Below are 17,142 nucleotides of genomic sequence, written 5' to 3'. Positions count from 1 at the left end.
CAATCTTGACTCGACCGGGCTAGCCCAGAACCGAAAAACTGCTTTCTTCGTTTATGGGTCGCTTGCGCGAGTAAAACCCCACATCAATCGAGCGTTTGATATACGGCAGTTCAAACTGCATCGGCTGGGCATCGTGATCCGCGCCACCCTCGCAATAGCCGATCAGGGCCGCCATCATCTTACCTGCAATCGGCGCGTTCTTGTATTGGTTCCCGCTGGTGCCGCAGGCCATGTAGAACCCCGGCAGGCTGGACTTGTCGTAGATCGGAATCCAATCGGTGGACGCGTCATAAAGGTCCACAACACCACGTGTCTTCGAAGGTATCCCAAGGCTGGGTACCCGCTGCGCGTAACGCATTGCCTGCGTCGTCCATTGATCCGTAAAGTCGTGGTTATAGTGAACGTCATCCTCGCACCACTGATGCGGATCGCATTCGGGATCTTCCGAGCCGATCAGGATATGGTTGCCATGCTCGGGCCGGCAATACAGGGCAATGTCACTGTCGGACACGATTGTACCGTCATGTTCAAAATCGAAACCCTCGGGGGACGGGACGTGTACAACCTCCTGCCGTAAGGGGCGGGTTTCAATCGTCATGTCGTCCAGAACTCCCGCCATCTTGTTCACGATCGCAGAGCCCGGCCCGGCAACATTCACGACGACCTTGGCGCGTATCTCTTCGCCCGAGGCCAGTTTGACGCCCGCAACACGTCCGCCGTCTTTTAGTATCTCGACAACCTCGGCCCCGGTGCGCAGCTCGGCCCCGTGTTGCTTTGCCGCGTCCATCAGATTCTGGGCCGACAGCGCCGGGTCAGTAACATACCCTGCCTGAGGCCAGAACACCCCACCCTGCATCTTGCGACCGTTCGGTTGCCCAAACTCAGGATCGTCTTTCCGACGGGCCGGTGCGTAACTTTCCAGCGAATACACCGGCAGACGTTCAGTAATTTTATCAGGCGACCATTCTTCGAACGGGCAGTCCAAGTCGGCGCTGTTCGCCATGTGCTTTTCCAACATCCCGTTGGCATCGGTTTTCATCACAAGACACCCGGTCTCGCGAAACTGCGCAAGGTTTGCATCCGTGGGCAAGCCTAAATACGCGGCCCAATCCCGCCAATAGTGATACCCTTCCCACGCAAAGGCCGTGCCGTCAAAAGTCGAATAGTGCATCCGAATGATCGCACAGGACCCTGCGGTCGAGCCGTGGCCAACCTGACTGTTTCGATCCAGGGACAGGGTTTTCCAGCCCGCTTTTGCCATCTCGAACGCGATGGCGGAACCGATCACTCCTGTTCCGATTATGATTGCGTCTGGTTGGCTCATGCTGGGTCTCCTTTCCAGTAGCGCATGGAATAGGCGCTGAATTCTTCGATTTCTTCGGGTCGTGGTTCGACCCCCGTAAAGACGTACAGATAATGCGGAACCATCGAGATCCGCACAGACATGGGTTCGTTCAGTTGCGCCAGATCGTAGCCGATCTGCATGTAATACAGCACGCGGGCGCGGGTTTCGGCCTCGACCTCGGAATAGCCATAGCGGGCGAACATGGCGTGCAACGCCTTCAACCGCCGCGCGTCGGACTGATCCAGCGCACGCCGTACCTTGCCCGACTTGCGCGCCCAATCGCGTACTGCAAAATCCAGCGCAGTATCGAACAAGTCGGTGTTCACCACGCAGCGATGCACGTTGCACACCGCAGCCGTAACAGTCGCTGCCGGGGCCTCGGCCTGCGCGATCAGGGCGGCAGTGTTTGTGGCTTGCCATCGTTCGAGCAAGGCATCCATCAACTCCTGACGCGACTTGAAGTACCAGTAGAAGGACGAGCGGGACACAGCCATCCGTTCGGCCAAATTCAGTACTTTTATCTGATCCACACCATCGGAAATCAGAACGTCCATCGCCACGTTCAGCCAGTCGTCGCGCGTAACCTTGATATTTCCGACCAAAGGTTCGGCTTTGGGGTCATCTCGGTGGAGGATCGGTTTATTACTCATTCAACTCTCCGGCGGTGCGCCGCCCTCTTCCGTGCGACGGGCAACGAACTTCCTCACGGCCTCAATCCGGTTACCGTCCTGTTTGGGTGGCTGGAAATTGGCTAGGATGTCCTTCCACACACCCGTAGCCCGGTGATTGGCGTCGACTGACCCGCGTTCAGTCCAGGTGCCAAAATTGGCATAGTCGTGAACGTGCGGCTCATAAAACGCGGTGTTGTAACGCTCCATCGTCTGACTGGTCGCAAAGAAGTGGCCGCTGGGTTCAACTTCGCTCAGGGCGGTGTCGAACCCGATCTCAGCCGGACCCGCCTGCGCACCGGCGCATAGTTCAGCCACCATGTTCAGAACTTCGGCATCACAGACCAGCTTTTCGAAGGAAACGGTCAACCCGCCTTCCAACCACCCGGCCGAATGGATGATCACCGTTGCCCCGGCCATCAAACACCCCCACAAGCCGAACTGGTTTTCGTTCGCTGCCTGAACGTCATTGCTGTTCGAGGCCGACCCCGCAGCCGACCGCCACGGCAGGCCCAGATGCCGCGCCAACTGCCCCGCCGCCAGCGACGCCTGAAAATGCGAGGGCGTCCCGAACGCAGGCGCGCCGGATTTCATATCAACATTGCTTGTGAATGTCCCATAGCAGACTGGCGCACCGGGATTTACCAATTGGGTCAGCGCAATGGCGGACAAGGCTTCGGCATGGGACAATGTAATTGCCCCTGCCACAGTAATAGGTGCCATTGCCCCCATCAGCGTAAAGGGCGTGACAATCGACATCTGTCCGTGGCGGGCAAAATCAATCAGCCCCTGCGCCATTGGAATATCCAACGTCCGGGGGCTGTTGGTGTTGATGATCGTATAGCAGTGCGGGTTTGCGCGGAATGCGTCATCCGACAACCCGCGAGCGGTCGAGAGCATTTCAAAGCAATCCATCACCTGCGGTGTCCCGCGCGCGAAAAAGAACGGAAACTTGTCCGTCAACTCCACCTGCGCCTGCGTGGTGAAATAGTGCCGCAATTGGGTTGGCACGTCCTGCGGTTCAACCTGGGGCGAGATCATCTGGAACACATCAAAATGATGGGTAAGCTTCAGGAACTCCAGATAGTCCTGCCCGGTTGCCGGACGGCGCCCCCGTTCAAGATCGGTCGCATTGGGGGCACCTGCCCCGGGTTGAAAGACCAGACTGCCCAGTTCCAGCGTAAAATCCCGGCGGCGGACCCCTGCGCGACAGGCAATGGATTTTGGGGCCGAGGCTACAGCGGTCTCGACAATGTCGCGTCCGATAAAGACCATCTCGGTTTGCTCATCAACCTTGGCACCTGCTGCGGCGAAAATCCTTCTTGCCTCGGGCAGCAGGACCTTGATGCCCAATTCCTGCAACAAGCGCAGGGCGGTTTCATGCATGTCGGCGATCTGCTCTGCCGGGAAAACCTCCATCTGCGGGAACGGGTTCCTGAGTTGGCGGTAGTTCACATCACGCTTTGCGGCAGGTGGCGCTTCTGCGCCCCGCCCTCGCCGTCGCCTGCCGCGTTCCGAGGTTTGTGAGATCATCATCAGCCCCGCATCGCCTGGCCTTGCGGATCATAAGGCGACGGTTCGATCACCCTTGCCGGGCGCTCAACACCGACCACATGAACCGACAGATCAGTCCCCGGAGTTGCTTTGTCACGGTTGACCAGTGCCATCGCCAGCGACTTGCCGGTGTAATGGCCATACCCGCCCGAGGTCACGAACCCGACCCGCTCACCATTGGCCCAGACGGGTTCATAGCCACTGGCGTCCGCATCCAGCGCATCAACCTCCAGCGTGACCTGCACCTGCGCGGGGCCGTTGCCGTTGCGTTCGGCCAGTGCCGCATGTTTACCGACAAATTCCTTGTCCCAGTCGATCCAGCGATCCATTCCCGTCATTCCGGGCGTGTAAAGCTGTGTGAACTCTGCCGACCAGATGCCAAAACTCTTTTCAAGGCGGGTCGACAGCATAGCGTTAAAGCCGCATTCGCGAATGCCTTCATCCGCCCCGGCATCAAGCAGCATCCGGCGCAGCTTGATGTGATCCCCATAACGGCAGTTGATCTCATACCCTTTTTCTCCGGTGACCGACATGCGCGCGACACGGGCGCGGACGAGGCCGATATCGAAATCCCCGCAACCCATGAATTTTAGGCCCGAGATATCCTGTTCAGCCAATTTCTCGACCACGGCCTGCGATTTTGGGCCGACGACAGCAAACCCGCAATATTCCTCACCCAGATCGCGAACGGCCACACCGTCGATCATGTGGTCATCGAACCACCGCATATGCCAGGCGCGCAGGTAATAGCTGCCCATGATCCACCATGTCCCATCGCCCCAGTTCAGCACGGTCAGATCACCCTTAAGCCGCCCGTTCTCGCCCAACATCGGGGCCAGCTTTGCCCGTCCGGGCGCTGGCAGTTTCGAGGCCATCACCTTATCCAGCCAAACCTGCGCGTTGGGGCCGCTGACCTCAAACCGCGAGAATCCGGTGATATCCATTAGGCCCACACCCTCGCGGATCACCTTGCATTCCTCGGCCACGATATCATGCGCGTTCGAACGCTTCAGGGTCGGTGTTTCCTCGAACCCTTTCGGCGCGAAATAGAGCGGCACCTCAAGGTCCCAGCTTACCCCCCACTTGCACCCGGCTTCCGTCATCGCGTCATGCGCCGGAGCCATCTTCAACGGACGCCCCGCAGGAAGTTGTTCGTTCGGATAGGTCATCACGAAGCGGCGGGAATAGAACTGTCCGGTCGTTTCGCGGATATACCGTTTGTTCTGCGCGAAGTCGCCGAAGCGGGCCACATCCATGGGCCACGCATCAGCCTCGGGCTCACCATGGATCATCCACTCAGCCAGCGTCTTGCCGACCCCCCCACCCTGCAGGAAGCCCGCCATCACCGCGCAGGCTGACCAATAGCCCCGCTTGCCCGGCACCGGCCCGACCAGAGGGTTCCCGTCCGGCGCAAAGGTAAACGCACCGTTGACCCACGTCTTGATCCCGACATTCTGGATCGACGGATAGCGTTCAAAGCCCAGCGTCAGCTCGTTCTCGATCCGGTCAAGCTGCTCCTGAAACAGTTCTTCGCCGTAATTCCATGGTGCGCCGTCCATGGCCCAGTGTTCGTGTTCGACCTCATAGATACCAACCAGAACACCCTTCTGGTCCTGCCGCATATAGGTGAAGCCTTCCAGATCCACGGTCATCGGCATCTCGAAATCCGCCTGCGCGACCTCGGGGACCGTGTCGGTGATCAGATAATGGTGCTTGAGTGGTGAGACCGGCAGTTCAATCCCGGCCATGCGGCCCACCTGCTTGGCCCAAAGGCCGGCCGCGTTGACCACGTGCTCACAGGTGATTGTGCCCTTGTCGGTGACTACTTCCCAACCATCTGCCGTCTGCGTCAGACTTTCAACCTTGGTTTCCTCATAATATTCAGCACCGCGTTTCTTGGCTGCGGTCGCATAGGCCTGCACGGTGCCGGTCGTGTCAATATACCCTTCGCGATCCGCCCACATCGCGCCCAGCACGCCATCAGTGGACATGATCGGACAACGTCGCTGCGCCTCTTCCGGGGACAGCAACTCGCAATCGTCAATCCCAATGGATTGAAAGATGCGATAGTTCGCTTGCAACCATTCCCACCGTTCCGGGGTGCCCGCCAAGGTCAGACCACCTGTCATGTGCAGGCCGATATTCTGGCCGGATTCCTTTTCAATCTCACTTAGCAGGTCAATGGTATAAGCCTGCAGTGCCGCCATGTTCGGGTCGGCGTTCAAGGCGTGAATACCGCCCGCCGCATGCCACGAAGACCCCGACGCAAGACGCCGCCGTTCCAGCATCACCACATCCGACCAGCCAAACTTGGCCAGATGATACAGAACCGAGGCACCCACGACGCCGCCCCCGATGACCACAACACGATACTGAGATTTCATCCTGCACTCCCCCGCATGACTCGCAGGGGACGCTAGACGCACTGTTCACCTCTGTCTAGACATTTCTGTACAGTTCTGGTGGTCAAAATCTTGCAGGACCTGATCGGGTCTTTAAAGCTGGGCGCTGGGCCGCGACGCTATCTTGTCAAACCAGGCAAGAGTTGCCGCGTTTTCCTGAGGAATCTTCATTTTGATCACGCGTGCGAAATCAACGAATACGAATGTCGAAATATCTGCCAACGTAAACACTTCGCCCGCGACAAAATCACTTTCGGCCAGCCTGGCTTCCAGAACATCGAAAAACCGCGCGACCCGCACCGTCGCGCGCTGCGCCAACTCGGGGATCTGGGCGTGGTTCACAGGTCCGGGTATCGCGCGACCTTCAAACGCCGGATGGGTATTGCGCAGCGCCTCGGCAATCGGCGCACCGCCTTGTTGCTCGACAATACTGTTCCACATCAGAACCGATCCCTTTTCATCCGGTGTCCGCCCCATCAAGGGCGGCTCGGGAAAGCGCGCCTCCAGATAAGCCGCGATTCCGAGATTCTCGGCCAACGTGGTCCCTTCGTCCGTCACAAGAACCGGAATGGTCGCGTTCGGATTGACGGCCCGAAATTCATCGCTGAGTTGCTCACCCTTGGCGATAGAGATATCGCGGGTCTCAATCTCAAGCCCTTTTTCAGCGATGAACATCCGCGCACGACGGGGGTTCGGAGCAGTAGAGCAATCATAAAACAGCATCAGAAAATCCTTATAAGCCAGTTAGCGGCAATAAACGAAACAGCGGCCTTCGACGGCCCCCGTCGGCAATGGTAACTCTGTCAGGGTTTCGAAATACATCCGGTCGCTCGATACCATCAGCCCCCCTTCCGCCAAAAGCGGCTCGATCAAAGGCGACACAAGGCGCGCAAACGCATCGTTCTTTTCCCGGTTGTGACCGCCAAGATCAGCATGGATCAAGCTGGCCGTCGCGCCAAAGCGAACCAGTGCCGCAGGAAGCGTTTCCCGCACATCCCCCAAAATCACCATGTCCTCTGGCGGGGTTGAATCAGGATGCGAGGCAACAGCACGCTCAAAAACATAGACGGGCCGATCTTTGATATACTGGGCCATGTGGTGATAGGTGCGACCATTGCCCAACCCCAGTTCGAACACAGGCCCCGTCATGCCTTTTGTCTGTGCAATGGCGTGGTCCAGACAGGCTCGTTGCGAAACCATACGGTCGATGAACAAATCGAGGCGGCTTTGGTCGTCAGGCACGGGGAAATCTCTCCTTGATATCTGTCGGTATGAAAGGTGGGGCCGACATCGCATTTGATGGCAAATCCTCAAGGCTTTGTGTAGGCAAATAGGCCTCGGATTCAAATTTTCGCGACATTTCAGCACAAGAACGGGTTTGACTAGTTGGGTCCAACCGCGCGAAACTGCTTCAAAAAACACGGGGAGTTGAACAAGCCGATGAAAACCCACGGCCAGACGGGTGGAAAACCCGCATGACTGCGTTGTTGTCTGTCCGAGACCTCAGCATCGGTTTCGGTGCGGGCGATTCTGTTGTCAAAGACGTCAACTTCGACGTCGAAGCCGGGCAGACACTTGCGCTGGTTGGGGAGTCGGGCTCGGGGAAAACGATCTCGTGCAGGGCGGCGCTACGGATCCTGCCGCGCACTGCACAAATTCGCAGTGGCACCATTACTCTGAATGATTCCAAGGGAATGGAAGACCTGACCCGGATCAGCGAACGCCAGATGAGGGATATCCGAGGCAACCGTGTTTCGATGATCTTTCAGGAGCCGATGCGTTCCCTTTCGCCCCTGCACAAGATCGGAAATCAGGTCAGCGAAGTCCTTTGGCTACATCGCGGCGCGTCCGAGGCCCAGGCGCGCAAAGAAGTTCTGACTCAGTTTGAACGGGTCGGTTTTCCCGATCCCCAACGCGCGTATGATTCTTATCCGTTCGAACTGTCGGGCGGGATGCGGCAGCGCGCGATGATCGCGATGGCCATGGTTTCCAAGCCTGAGCTGCTGATTGCCGACGAACCCACGACCGCGTTGGACGTGACAACTCAGGCGCAGGTACTGGGTCTGATCAAAGAGCTTCAGCGCGAAACCGGAATGGCGCTGATCCTCGTGACACACGATCTGGGCGTAGTCGCGAATATGGCAGAGCAGGTCGTTGTCATGCACAAGGGCCGCGTCATGGAATCCGGCGCGGCCGCGCCTATACTGACCGACCCGGCGCATCCATACACGCAACAGTTGTTCAACGCGGCCCCGGAAATTCCGGACGAAGATGCGGTCGGCATCCCGATGCCTGAAGAGGACTTGATCCTGCAACTGAAGGACGTGTCCAAGACCTATACAATGCGTTCAAGTAAAGGGTGGCAAGGGGAACGGCTGATACATGCCTGCCGCGGCGTGGACCTGAATCTTGCACGCGGCAAGACATTGGCCATCGTGGGCGAAAGCGGCTCTGGCAAAACCACCGCCGCCCGCATAGCCTTGGGCGCCGAGCCACCTGATCCGGGTGGAGAAGTTCTTTTTCGCACATCCCCGGACAAGGACCCGATAACCGTTCACCGGATGTCTCGCGCGCAACGTACCGCCTTTCAGCGCAAGGCACAGATGGTGTTTCAGGACCCCTACAGCTCGCTTAGTCCGCGTATGCGCATTCAGGACGCCATGACCGAACCGCTGGAAATCCACAACATCGGCTCGGCTGCGGAACAAAGGGACAAGGCCGCCGAAATGCTGCAACGGGTCGGCTTGAACGCCGATATGCTGAAACGCTATCCGCACGCGTTTTCGGGTGGCCAGCGTCAGCGCCTGTCCATCGCACGCGCCATGATGCTGGACCCTCAACTCATCGTCTGCGACGAGCCGACTTCGGCGCTGGACGTGTCGGTTCAGGAACAAATCCTGACACTGTTGGAAAACCTGCAGGAAGGTCTGAACCTGTCGTATTTCTTCATCTCCCACGACCTGGCGGTCGTGGCGCGGATTGCCGACGAAGTCGCGGTGATGCGCCGGGGTCTGGTGGTGGAACAAGCCCCGCCCGAGACCCTGTTCTACAACCCCCGCCACCCCTACACCAAGGCGCTGATTGCCGCTCAGCCGGAACCCGACATCAACCGGCCCATTGACCTGAATTTGGTTGCTTTGGGCGCTGGTTCACCAGACAGTTGGGATGACGCCTTCCGATTTACCGACTCCGTGATACCTTCGCTGGTAGAGATGGAGCCCGGCCATAAGGTACGATGCCATGTTTAAGACCACTCGCCCCCTGTTACTGGCAGCCGCTTTTTCGGCCCTGTGTTCATTACCGACACTGGCCGCGACGCCCACCCCTGTCGAAGGCCCCTTCTGGCAGTCTGAGGTCAGCGCGGGCAACCTACCCCCCATCGAGGAGCGGCTTCCGGCTGAACCCTTGGTCGTGGACCTTGCCGCGAAGGGGCGCGAATTTGGCACCCCGGGCGGCACCCTGCGCACGATGGTGACGCGTTCCAAGGACATTCGTCAGATGGTCGTTTACGGCTATGCCCGTTTGGTTGGATTTGACCAAAACTACGAGATTGTCCCGGACCTGCTTGCGTCATTTGAAAACGAAGGGAACCGCAAGTTCACGCTGCGCCTGCGAGAAGGTCATAAATGGTCTGACGGTTCACCTTTCACGTCCGAGGACTTTCGGTACTGGTGGGAGGACGTTGCGAATAACGAACTGCTCAGCCCGTCCGGGCCGCCCGACTTCCTGATTGTCGAGGGCAAACCGCCAACCGTCAGCTTCCCGGACGAAACCACGGTCGTATATGAATGGGACGATCCGAACCCCGACTTTCTGCAATCTCTGGCGCAGGCCCGCCCGCCCTTCATTTATCGGCCTTCAGAATTCCTCAAACAATATCACGAGAAATTCGCTGATGCCGATGAGCTGGCATTTCAGGTCGAGGATGCCCGCGTCAAAAGCTGGGCCGCGCTGCACAACAAGTTGGATAACCTTTATAAGTTCGACAATCACCAACTGCCCACGTTGCAGCCGTGGTTGAACGCAAGTTCCGGCAAGAAGATCCGGCACAATTTTGTCCGCAACCCTTATTATCACCGCATCGACAGCAAAGGCATGCAATTGCCCTATATCGACGTCGTCGAGATGGAGATCGTCGCCCCCGGACTGGTCGCCGCGAAAACAAACGCTGGCGAAACCGATCTGCAAGGGCGTGGGCTGGCGTTCCGCGACGCCTCGATCCTGAAGAAAGGTGAGACGGGCGGCGACTACAAAACCTTGCTATGGAAAACCGGGGTCGCGTCGCAGATCGCGATTTATCCCAACCTGAATTTTGCCGATGATGCGTGGCGCGAGGTTCTGCGTGACGTGCGCGTGCGCCGTGCCCTGTCGTTGGCCATCGACCGAAAGACGATCAATCAGGCGCTCTATTTCAAGCTGGCTCAACCCGGTGCCATGTCGGTTTTACCCGCGTCGCCGTTTTATGACGAAGAAAACGCAAAGGCTTGGGCCCAGTACGATATTGAACAGGCCAATGCCCTACTGGATGAGGCTGGCCTGACCGAGCGTGACAAGAACGGTATCCGACTGTTGCCCGATGGACGCCCGATGGAACTGATCATTGAAACAGCAGGTGAACGGCAAGAGGTTGAGAACGCGCTGCAGATCGTTACCGACACGTGGCGTGAGATTGGCGTCGACCTTGTGATGCGCCCATTGGACAGGGATATCCTTCGCAACCGGGTTTTTGCGGGGAACACGATGGCCTCGGTCTGGTTTGGTTGGGATGACGGAATTCCGCAGCTCCATACCTCACCCGCGTATCTGGCGCCGACCGATCAGGTGTTTCTGGCCTGGCCCAAATGGGGGCAGTATTATCAGACCGGAGGCGAAGCCGGTGAGCCGCCCGATATGCCCGAAGCACAGCGCCTAATGGAGCTGGCCCATGATTGGCAGATCGCCAAGACGGACGATGATCGGCAGACCGCGTGGAACGAAATGCTGAAGATACACGCGGACCAGTTGTACGCGATCGGCATCCTGAACGGCGCGCCTCAGCCCATAGTTGTCTCGAACCGGCTGCGCAACGTGCCCGAGCAGGCAATGTGGGCATGGGAACCGGGTGCTCATTTTGGTATTCATCGTCCCGACGAGTTTTTCTTCGCCGACTGACAGGAGCAGCTAAATGGTAATGCTGCGCTACGCGGTGTATCGCTTTTTCACGATGCTGCTGACGCTTTTGGTGGTGTCGGTACTGATCTTCGTGATCATCAACCTGCCGCCCGGCGACTATCTCAGCAACCAGATCGCCGAGCTTCAGGCATCGGGCCAGTCTGCAGGCGTCGCCAAGGCCGAGTTTTTGCGTACGGAATACGCGTTGGACCGCCCGATGTGGGAGCAGTATCTGATCTGGATGGGATTCTGGCCCGGTCCCCACGGGTTCGAGGGCCTGATACAAGGCAATTACGGCTGGTCATTTGAATTTGACCGTCCTGTGGCTGAAATCGTGGGCGACACCCTGTGGCTGACGGTGGTGGTCAACCTTGCCGCCATTCTGTTCGTCTACGCAGTTGCCTTGCCGCTTGGCGTAATCGCCGCGGCCCGGTCCCGGACGTGGATCGACTATACCTCGGCATTTGTTGGTTACCTTGGACTGGCCACGCCGAACTTCCTGCTGGCTCTGATCCTGTTCTATTACGGCCACCGCTACTTCAACTTACCGATTGGCGGCCTGATGGACCCGTCCTTCGAAGGCCAGCCGATGAGTTGGGACAAGATGAAGTCCATTCTAGTTCACCTGATTGTCCCAACATTCGTGATCGGCACGTCCGGCGCGTCTGCCATGATGCAACGCCTGCGCGCCAATATGCTAGATGAATTGGGCAAACCTTACGTGGAAACGGCAATCGCCAAGGGAATGTCTCCGTCGCGGATGCTGACGAAATACCCGCTGCGCGTGGCCTTCAACCCCTTTGTGGCGGATATCGGCAACCTGTTGCCGTCAATGGTATCCGGCTCGGTTCTGGTGTCGGTTGTTCTGGGTTTGCAGACCATCGGGCCCACCCTGCTGACCGCGCTGAAAACGCAGGACCAGTTCCTGTCTGCCTTTATCCTGATGTTCGTGGCCCTTCTGACCCTGATCGGAACCATGATCTCTGACATTCTGCTGGTCATGCTGGACCCGCGCATTCGCTATGAGGGGCGCGAGGCATGACCAAACGTTCTGACGGCCGCTTTGTTGACGACGCTCCGTTCGATCCGGATGCCGCCCTGCAACAGCTTGAACGCGCGGATTTGGACGCGCCCAACTGGGTTTTGGTCTGGCGCAAGTTTCGAACGCACAAGCTGGGTCTGATCTCTGGCATCTTCCTGTTGCTGTGCTATCTGATGCTGCCGTTTGCAGGGTTCATCGCCCCCTATGGCCCGAATGAGCGCAACGACGAACACCTTTACGCCCCACCGCAGAGCATCAACTTTTTCCACGAGGGAAAGTTCGTGGGACCATTTGTTTATCCAATCGTCGCCGAAGCGGACCTAGAGACATTCCAGTGGAAGTTCATTCCAAATGAGGAAGACCCGCGACCAATCCGGTTCTTCTGCGAAGGAACCGAATACAAGCTGGCGGGGCTGATCCGAACGGATACGCACCTGTTCTGTCCGCCCGAGGGCGCAACCCTGTTTCTGTGGGGATCTGACCGTTTGGGCCGCGACGTGTTCAGCCGAATTCTATACGGCGCGCAACTCTCACTTACGGTGGGCCTGATTGGTATTTCTGTTTCCTTCTTCCTTGGCATCTTGTTCGGGTCCATGGCCGGCTACTTTGGTGGTAAGATCGACTGGGTTATCAACCGTGTGATCGAAATTCTACGCTCTCTCCCAGAACTTCCGCTGTGGTTGGCGCTGTCGGCTGCGGTGCCATCGAATTGGAGTCCAGTTGCGGTCTTCTTCATCATCTCGATCATTCTCGGGATACTCGATTGGCCCGGTCTGGCGCGATCCGTGCGCGCCAAATTCCTGTCCTTGCGGGAGGAGGAATATGTCCGCGCCGCCGAGATGATGGGCGCAAGCTCGGGCCGGGTGATCCGCAAGCACCTGTTGCCAAACTTTATGTCTCACCTGATCGCTTCCGCCACTCTGTCGATCCCAGCCATGATACTTGGGGAAACGGCGCTCAGCTTCCTTGGCCTTGGCCTGAGGGCCCCTGCCGTCAGTTGGGGTGTGATGTTAAACGATGCCCAAAACCTCGCTTCGATCGAGATCTACCCATGGACGGCGATCCCGATGCTTCCGATCATTGTTGTGGTTTTGGCCTTCAACTTCCTTGGCGACGGGTTGCGGGACAGTCTGGATCCTTATCAGCAATGACCCTGATCTCTGCCCTTCCCGCATCAGATAGTTATTTGACAACGGGATCGGGTTCCCGGCCCAGTCTTTATGCGGTTTCCGAGCTGGCAACCGCCAGTTTCGCCGCTGTGGGTCAGGAACTGGCCCGCTTGATTGCTGCGCTGAACCTTGCTCCCAGCGCGCCAGAGGTTTCGGTTGATCACCGGATGGCCTCACTCTGGTATGGGTTTTCCTTCAAAGCCGACGGTTGGGAGATGCCAAGCTTGTGGGACGCCATCGCCGGGGATTATCAGGCCGCGGATGGGTGGATTAGACTGCATACCAATCTGCCCCGTCATCGGGCGGCAGCCTTTAAAGTCTTGGGGGCCAAACCAGATCGCGAGGCCGTTTCGCAAGCCCTGAAAACCTGGGCGATTTCTGACCTCGAAACCGCGATCGTCGCAGAGGGTGGCGTTGCAGCCGCCATGCGCAGCCGCTCGGACTGGTTGGACCATCCGCAGGGGCGCGCCGCGTCGCGCGATCCCTTGATCGGGTGGACCAATCCCCGCCAGATTACCTTGCGCGACAGGCAGCAAGCGACGGCAGAGCGCCCGCTGTCGGGCCTCCGTGTTCTTGATCTGACCCGCGTGTTGGCCGGGCCAGTATCCACACGCACCCTGGCCGGGTTCGGGGCCGAGGTACTTCGCGTTGATCCTCCGGGTTGGGACGAGCCCGGCGTGATCCCAGATATCTCTTTGGGTAAGCGCTGTACCTATCTGGATTTGAAATCACCCGCAGGCATTGAGCAATTGCAGTCTCTTCTGGCGCAAGCGGATGTGTTTGTACACGGTTACCGACCCGGCGCTTTGGACGCGCTGGGCCTGACACAGGCAAAGCGGGACGAACTTGCCCCAAACCGCGTCGAAGTCACCCTGAACGCATATGGTTGGCAGGGACCGTGGGCCAGTCGTCGTGGCTTTGACAGCCTTGTACAGATGAGCAGCGGAATCGCAGACGCAGGGCGCGTCTGGGCAAAATCCGACCAGCCGACGCCGCTGCCTGTGCAGGCACTGGATCACGCAACCGGCTATCTGATGGCAGCTGCCATTCTTTCCGCGCTGGCCGAGGCCGCATCGGGTGGGTCTGTCATGCAGGCCCGGCTGTCGCTGGCTCGCACAGCCGAGTTGCTGGCAAGCCTCGCCAAATCCGAAACTTCAGAAGACATAACGCAGGCCATGCCCGCCGATTTTTCTGACACGCCCGAGAACTCGGGCTGGGGCAAAGGTCACCGCCTGAAACCTGCCCTCAGTGTGGGAAAGGCAAACATGGACTGGCCCCTGCCTGCGTCGAAACTGGGCTCGTCCCAGCCCAACTGGCCGACATCTAAGTCGTAGCGCGCCCGCCGCGCGGCACGCGCGGCCCGGCCTAACGCTTTGGGCAGCGCCTCATCAGAGGCACAACCCAAAGGGGCGGGAGCCGCCCCTAGCGGTCATCACCACCACCCGGGCCGATATCGTCGAGGTAATCCTCGTCAATCGCAGCCTGCACCGCACCAGTTACGGCCTCACGCTGTTTTGGTGTCAGATCTTCGGCTCCTTTTTCGTCGGCCAGACGAACCGTAACCTCGCGGTGGGCAAAGCGAATGCCTTCACGGGCGAACAGCTCGCGGATGTCCTGATAGACCTTCTTACGCACAAGCCACTGATCACCCGGCTTGGTCATGAACTTGACCCGAATGATCATCGCGGAATCCTGCATTTCGATCACGCCCTGCGACTTGAGCGGTTGGATGAAATTGTCACCAATCACCGGGTCACTCAGCAATTCCTGACCCAGCTTTTTGATCAGCTTGCGCACCTTTTCGACGTCGGTGTCATACGTCACCCGCAGCGGCAGCTTCATAATCACCCAGTCGCGGGAATAGTTTGTCAGAACTTTGATCTCACCAAAGGGAATGGTGTTCAGCGCACCCAGATGATGACGCAGTTGGAACGACCGGACCGAGATCTTCTCGACCGTTCCTTTCACATCGCCAATGTCGATATATTCGCCCTTGCGAAACGCATCATCCATAAGGAAGAACGCGCCCGAGAAGATATCCCGCACCAGCGTTTGCGAACCAAAGCCCACAGCCAGACCCACGACGCCCGCACCTGCAAACAGGGGACTGACATTGATGCCCAGTTCCATCAGGGCAATCAGTGCGATGGTCACGACCACTACGGCAAGGATCGCGCCACGAAACAGCGGCAGCAGCGTGGCCAACCGGCTTTGCCCGCCTTCGCCCCCTTCATCGCCCAACTCGGCTTCACCTCCGCCGTCATCAATCTCTTCGGCAATTTTGCTGTCGATCCAGACGCGGAAGAAATGGAACAGGATATACCCGATGAACAGGATGACCATCACGTCGAGAGCACGCTCGATGGGCAGGTCCTCGCTCCAGCTTGCATCCGGGTTCCAGATCACCACCAGTGCATACAGACCAACGACAAAGGCCAGAATACCTGCGACGCGCCGGGCCAGATCCTCATACGTCACGATCGAGTGCTTGCGCCGCTCCGCCAGCGGTGTGTCTATGATTTCCGGTTCCTCATCCCTTTCGACCTCGGCATTCATTTCTTCAATCTTGCGATTGCGGTCGAAATACCGTTCCAGAAGGTAGTTCATCGCGCCATACGCAATGACGACCGACATGAAGATGGCGTAGCTGCTTGCGACAATGGGAATCGAATTGTCGTTCTCCAGCACCAGATCGACCGCCAGCTTGAACCAGCTAAACACCATGTAAACGATCAGAACCGGGGCCCAGGCGAACGAGATAAATCGCAAAATCCACGACACCTGATCCGGTGCCCTGCCCCCGCGGATGGCATTGGAGATGGAGCGCGCGTTGAACAGGATCATCAGCACATTGCCCAGCGCGCCAACCATCGTCAGGCCGCCATAGACCATGGCATAGACGTTGTAGTTCAGGCCGAAATCCGCAACCCATGTCGAAAACAGCACCACGGTGATGTCATAGGTCGCCAATGCGGATGCCCAGATATACAGCCGCTTGGCATCCCGATCCGAAAACGGCGGCAGTCGGTACTGGCTTAGATACGGCGACAGCACCATACGCCAAAGGTCCGACACCGTTCGAGACAGGAAGAATGCTGTGAATATCGCCGTGACCGTGAACTGGATCGAGATATCTTCGGCCTCACCAAAGAACAAATACCCGACGATCAGTGCCATCAGCATTGCAAAAACCGTGGCTCCGATCCCCATCAGGAAGCGGAACACCAAAAACGGCATCTTTTCGCGATAGCCTTGGGGGTTTTCCTTGGACCGCGCAACAACGATCTTCTTGGCGATACGTTTGCCGTAAATCTCGGTGGACAGCCAACGCCCCAGCAGCAGGAAAAGGACATTCCAGAACAAAACCTCGACATAGGTTTGAATGCGTCCATCCGGGCTGGTTTGCCGCAAAATGTACTGAACTTCAAAGATCGAATACGGCAACGCCTCAAGCCGTGAGACCATCGACTCGCGGAACTTCGAAAGCCGCTCCTGCGCCTTCATAAGTTGCGAACCTTCGGCCATCAGGTCATGTGGCTCGGATTCGGCCGAGGCGTCCTGTTGCGCACCCGTTGAAACGATCTGACCTGCGCTGTCGATCACGATGACACTGGCACCGCTTTCAGTGGCTGAACGAATTGCGGCGGCCAGATCGCCTTCATCGGTCGTGTCTTCGGTCGTGCTTGTAGCCGCGCCGTATCCGGGAATAAGCGAGGTCTGCGCCGCAGCCCCATTTGCCAAAACCACTGGCATCATCCAGACCAACAGGGCGAGAACGGCAAAAAATCTAAGTTTCATCAGGTGTTCGATC

General features: G+C 58.1%; 12 protein-coding genes. 5 read left to right on the top strand and 7 right to left on the bottom strand.

Annotation, left to right across the window (positions count from 1 at the left end):
- Positions 1-19: 19 nt before the first annotated feature.
- From RUESEDTHA_RS08100 to RUESEDTHA_RS08075, 6 genes are all read right to left on the bottom strand, one after another.
- The gene (locus RUESEDTHA_RS08100; protein ID WP_180886033.1) at positions 20-1,324 is read right to left on the bottom strand and encodes an FAD-binding oxidoreductase; all 1,305 of its coding nucleotides are present in this window, start codon (positions 1,322-1,324) and stop codon (positions 20-22) included.
- On the bottom strand, positions 1,321-1,995 hold the full coding sequence (locus RUESEDTHA_RS08095; protein WP_171211017.1) for a TetR/AcrR family transcriptional regulator: 675 nt from the start codon (positions 1,993-1,995) through the stop codon (positions 1,321-1,323). Before RUESEDTHA_RS08095 ends, RUESEDTHA_RS08100 begins: the two co-directional genes overlap by 4 nt.
- Positions 1,996-3,549 (bottom strand): trimethylamine methyltransferase family protein, encoded by a 1,554-nt coding sequence (locus RUESEDTHA_RS08090; RefSeq protein ID WP_180886031.1) that lies wholly within the window; start codon positions 3,547-3,549, stop codon positions 1,996-1,998.
- The gene (locus RUESEDTHA_RS08085; RefSeq protein ID WP_180886029.1) at positions 3,549-5,951 is read right to left on the bottom strand and encodes an FAD-dependent oxidoreductase; all 2,403 of its coding nucleotides are present in this window, start codon (positions 5,949-5,951) and stop codon (positions 3,549-3,551) included. The genes RUESEDTHA_RS08090 and RUESEDTHA_RS08085 overlap by 1 nt, the downstream gene beginning before the upstream one ends.
- Positions 5,952-6,062: 111 nt before the next feature.
- Complete coding sequence (locus RUESEDTHA_RS08080; protein WP_180886027.1) at positions 6,063-6,692, bottom strand: glutathione S-transferase family protein; 630 nt, start codon at positions 6,690-6,692, stop codon at positions 6,063-6,065.
- Positions 6,693-6,713: 21 nt separating this feature from the next.
- Positions 6,714-7,211, bottom strand: coding sequence for a class I SAM-dependent methyltransferase (locus RUESEDTHA_RS08075; RefSeq protein ID WP_255431657.1), 498 nt, complete (start codon positions 7,209-7,211; stop codon positions 6,714-6,716).
- Between the two features lie 233 nt (positions 7,212-7,444).
- On the opposite strand from RUESEDTHA_RS08075, the gene RUESEDTHA_RS08070 reads away from it, so the two are divergent.
- Genes RUESEDTHA_RS08070 through RUESEDTHA_RS08050 form a run of 5 tightly spaced genes read left to right on the top strand, consistent with a single transcriptional unit; the run spans position 7,445 to position 14,665 of the window.
- A complete protein-coding gene (locus tag RUESEDTHA_RS08070; protein ID WP_180886022.1) occupies positions 7,445-9,217 on the top strand; it encodes an ABC transporter ATP-binding protein in 1,773 nt (590 codons plus the stop codon).
- A complete protein-coding gene (locus tag RUESEDTHA_RS08065) occupies positions 9,210-11,120 on the top strand; it encodes an ABC transporter substrate-binding protein (protein WP_180886020.1) in 1,911 nt (636 codons plus the stop codon). The genes RUESEDTHA_RS08070 and RUESEDTHA_RS08065 overlap by 8 nt, the downstream gene beginning before the upstream one ends.
- 13 nt (positions 11,121-11,133) lie before the next feature.
- On the top strand, positions 11,134-12,162 hold the full coding sequence (locus tag RUESEDTHA_RS08060; protein WP_171125840.1) for an ABC transporter permease: 1,029 nt from the start codon (positions 11,134-11,136) through the stop codon (positions 12,160-12,162).
- Positions 12,159-13,313, top strand: coding sequence for an ABC transporter permease (locus RUESEDTHA_RS08055; RefSeq protein WP_180886018.1), 1,155 nt, complete (start codon positions 12,159-12,161; stop codon positions 13,311-13,313). Before RUESEDTHA_RS08060 ends, RUESEDTHA_RS08055 begins: the two co-directional genes overlap by 4 nt.
- Positions 13,310-14,665, top strand: a complete 1,356-nt coding sequence (locus tag RUESEDTHA_RS08050; protein WP_180886016.1) for a CoA transferase — start codon at positions 13,310-13,312, stop codon at positions 14,663-14,665. Before RUESEDTHA_RS08055 ends, RUESEDTHA_RS08050 begins: the two co-directional genes overlap by 4 nt.
- Positions 14,666-14,753: 88 nt before the next feature.
- Here the strand turns inward: RUESEDTHA_RS08050 and RUESEDTHA_RS08045 are convergent, their stop codons facing one another.
- Positions 14,754-17,087 (bottom strand): mechanosensitive ion channel domain-containing protein, encoded by a 2,334-nt coding sequence (locus tag RUESEDTHA_RS08045; RefSeq protein ID WP_370456785.1) that lies wholly within the window; start codon positions 17,085-17,087, stop codon positions 14,754-14,756.
- Positions 17,088-17,142: the final 55 nt, after the last annotated feature.

The sequence above is a fragment of the Ruegeria sp. THAF57 genome (assembly GCF_903914075.1).
GTDB lineage: Bacteria > Pseudomonadota > Alphaproteobacteria > Rhodobacterales > Rhodobacteraceae > Ruegeria.
Note: the sequence above shows the minus strand (reverse complement) of the source record. Positions and strands in the feature narration are given on the sequence as shown.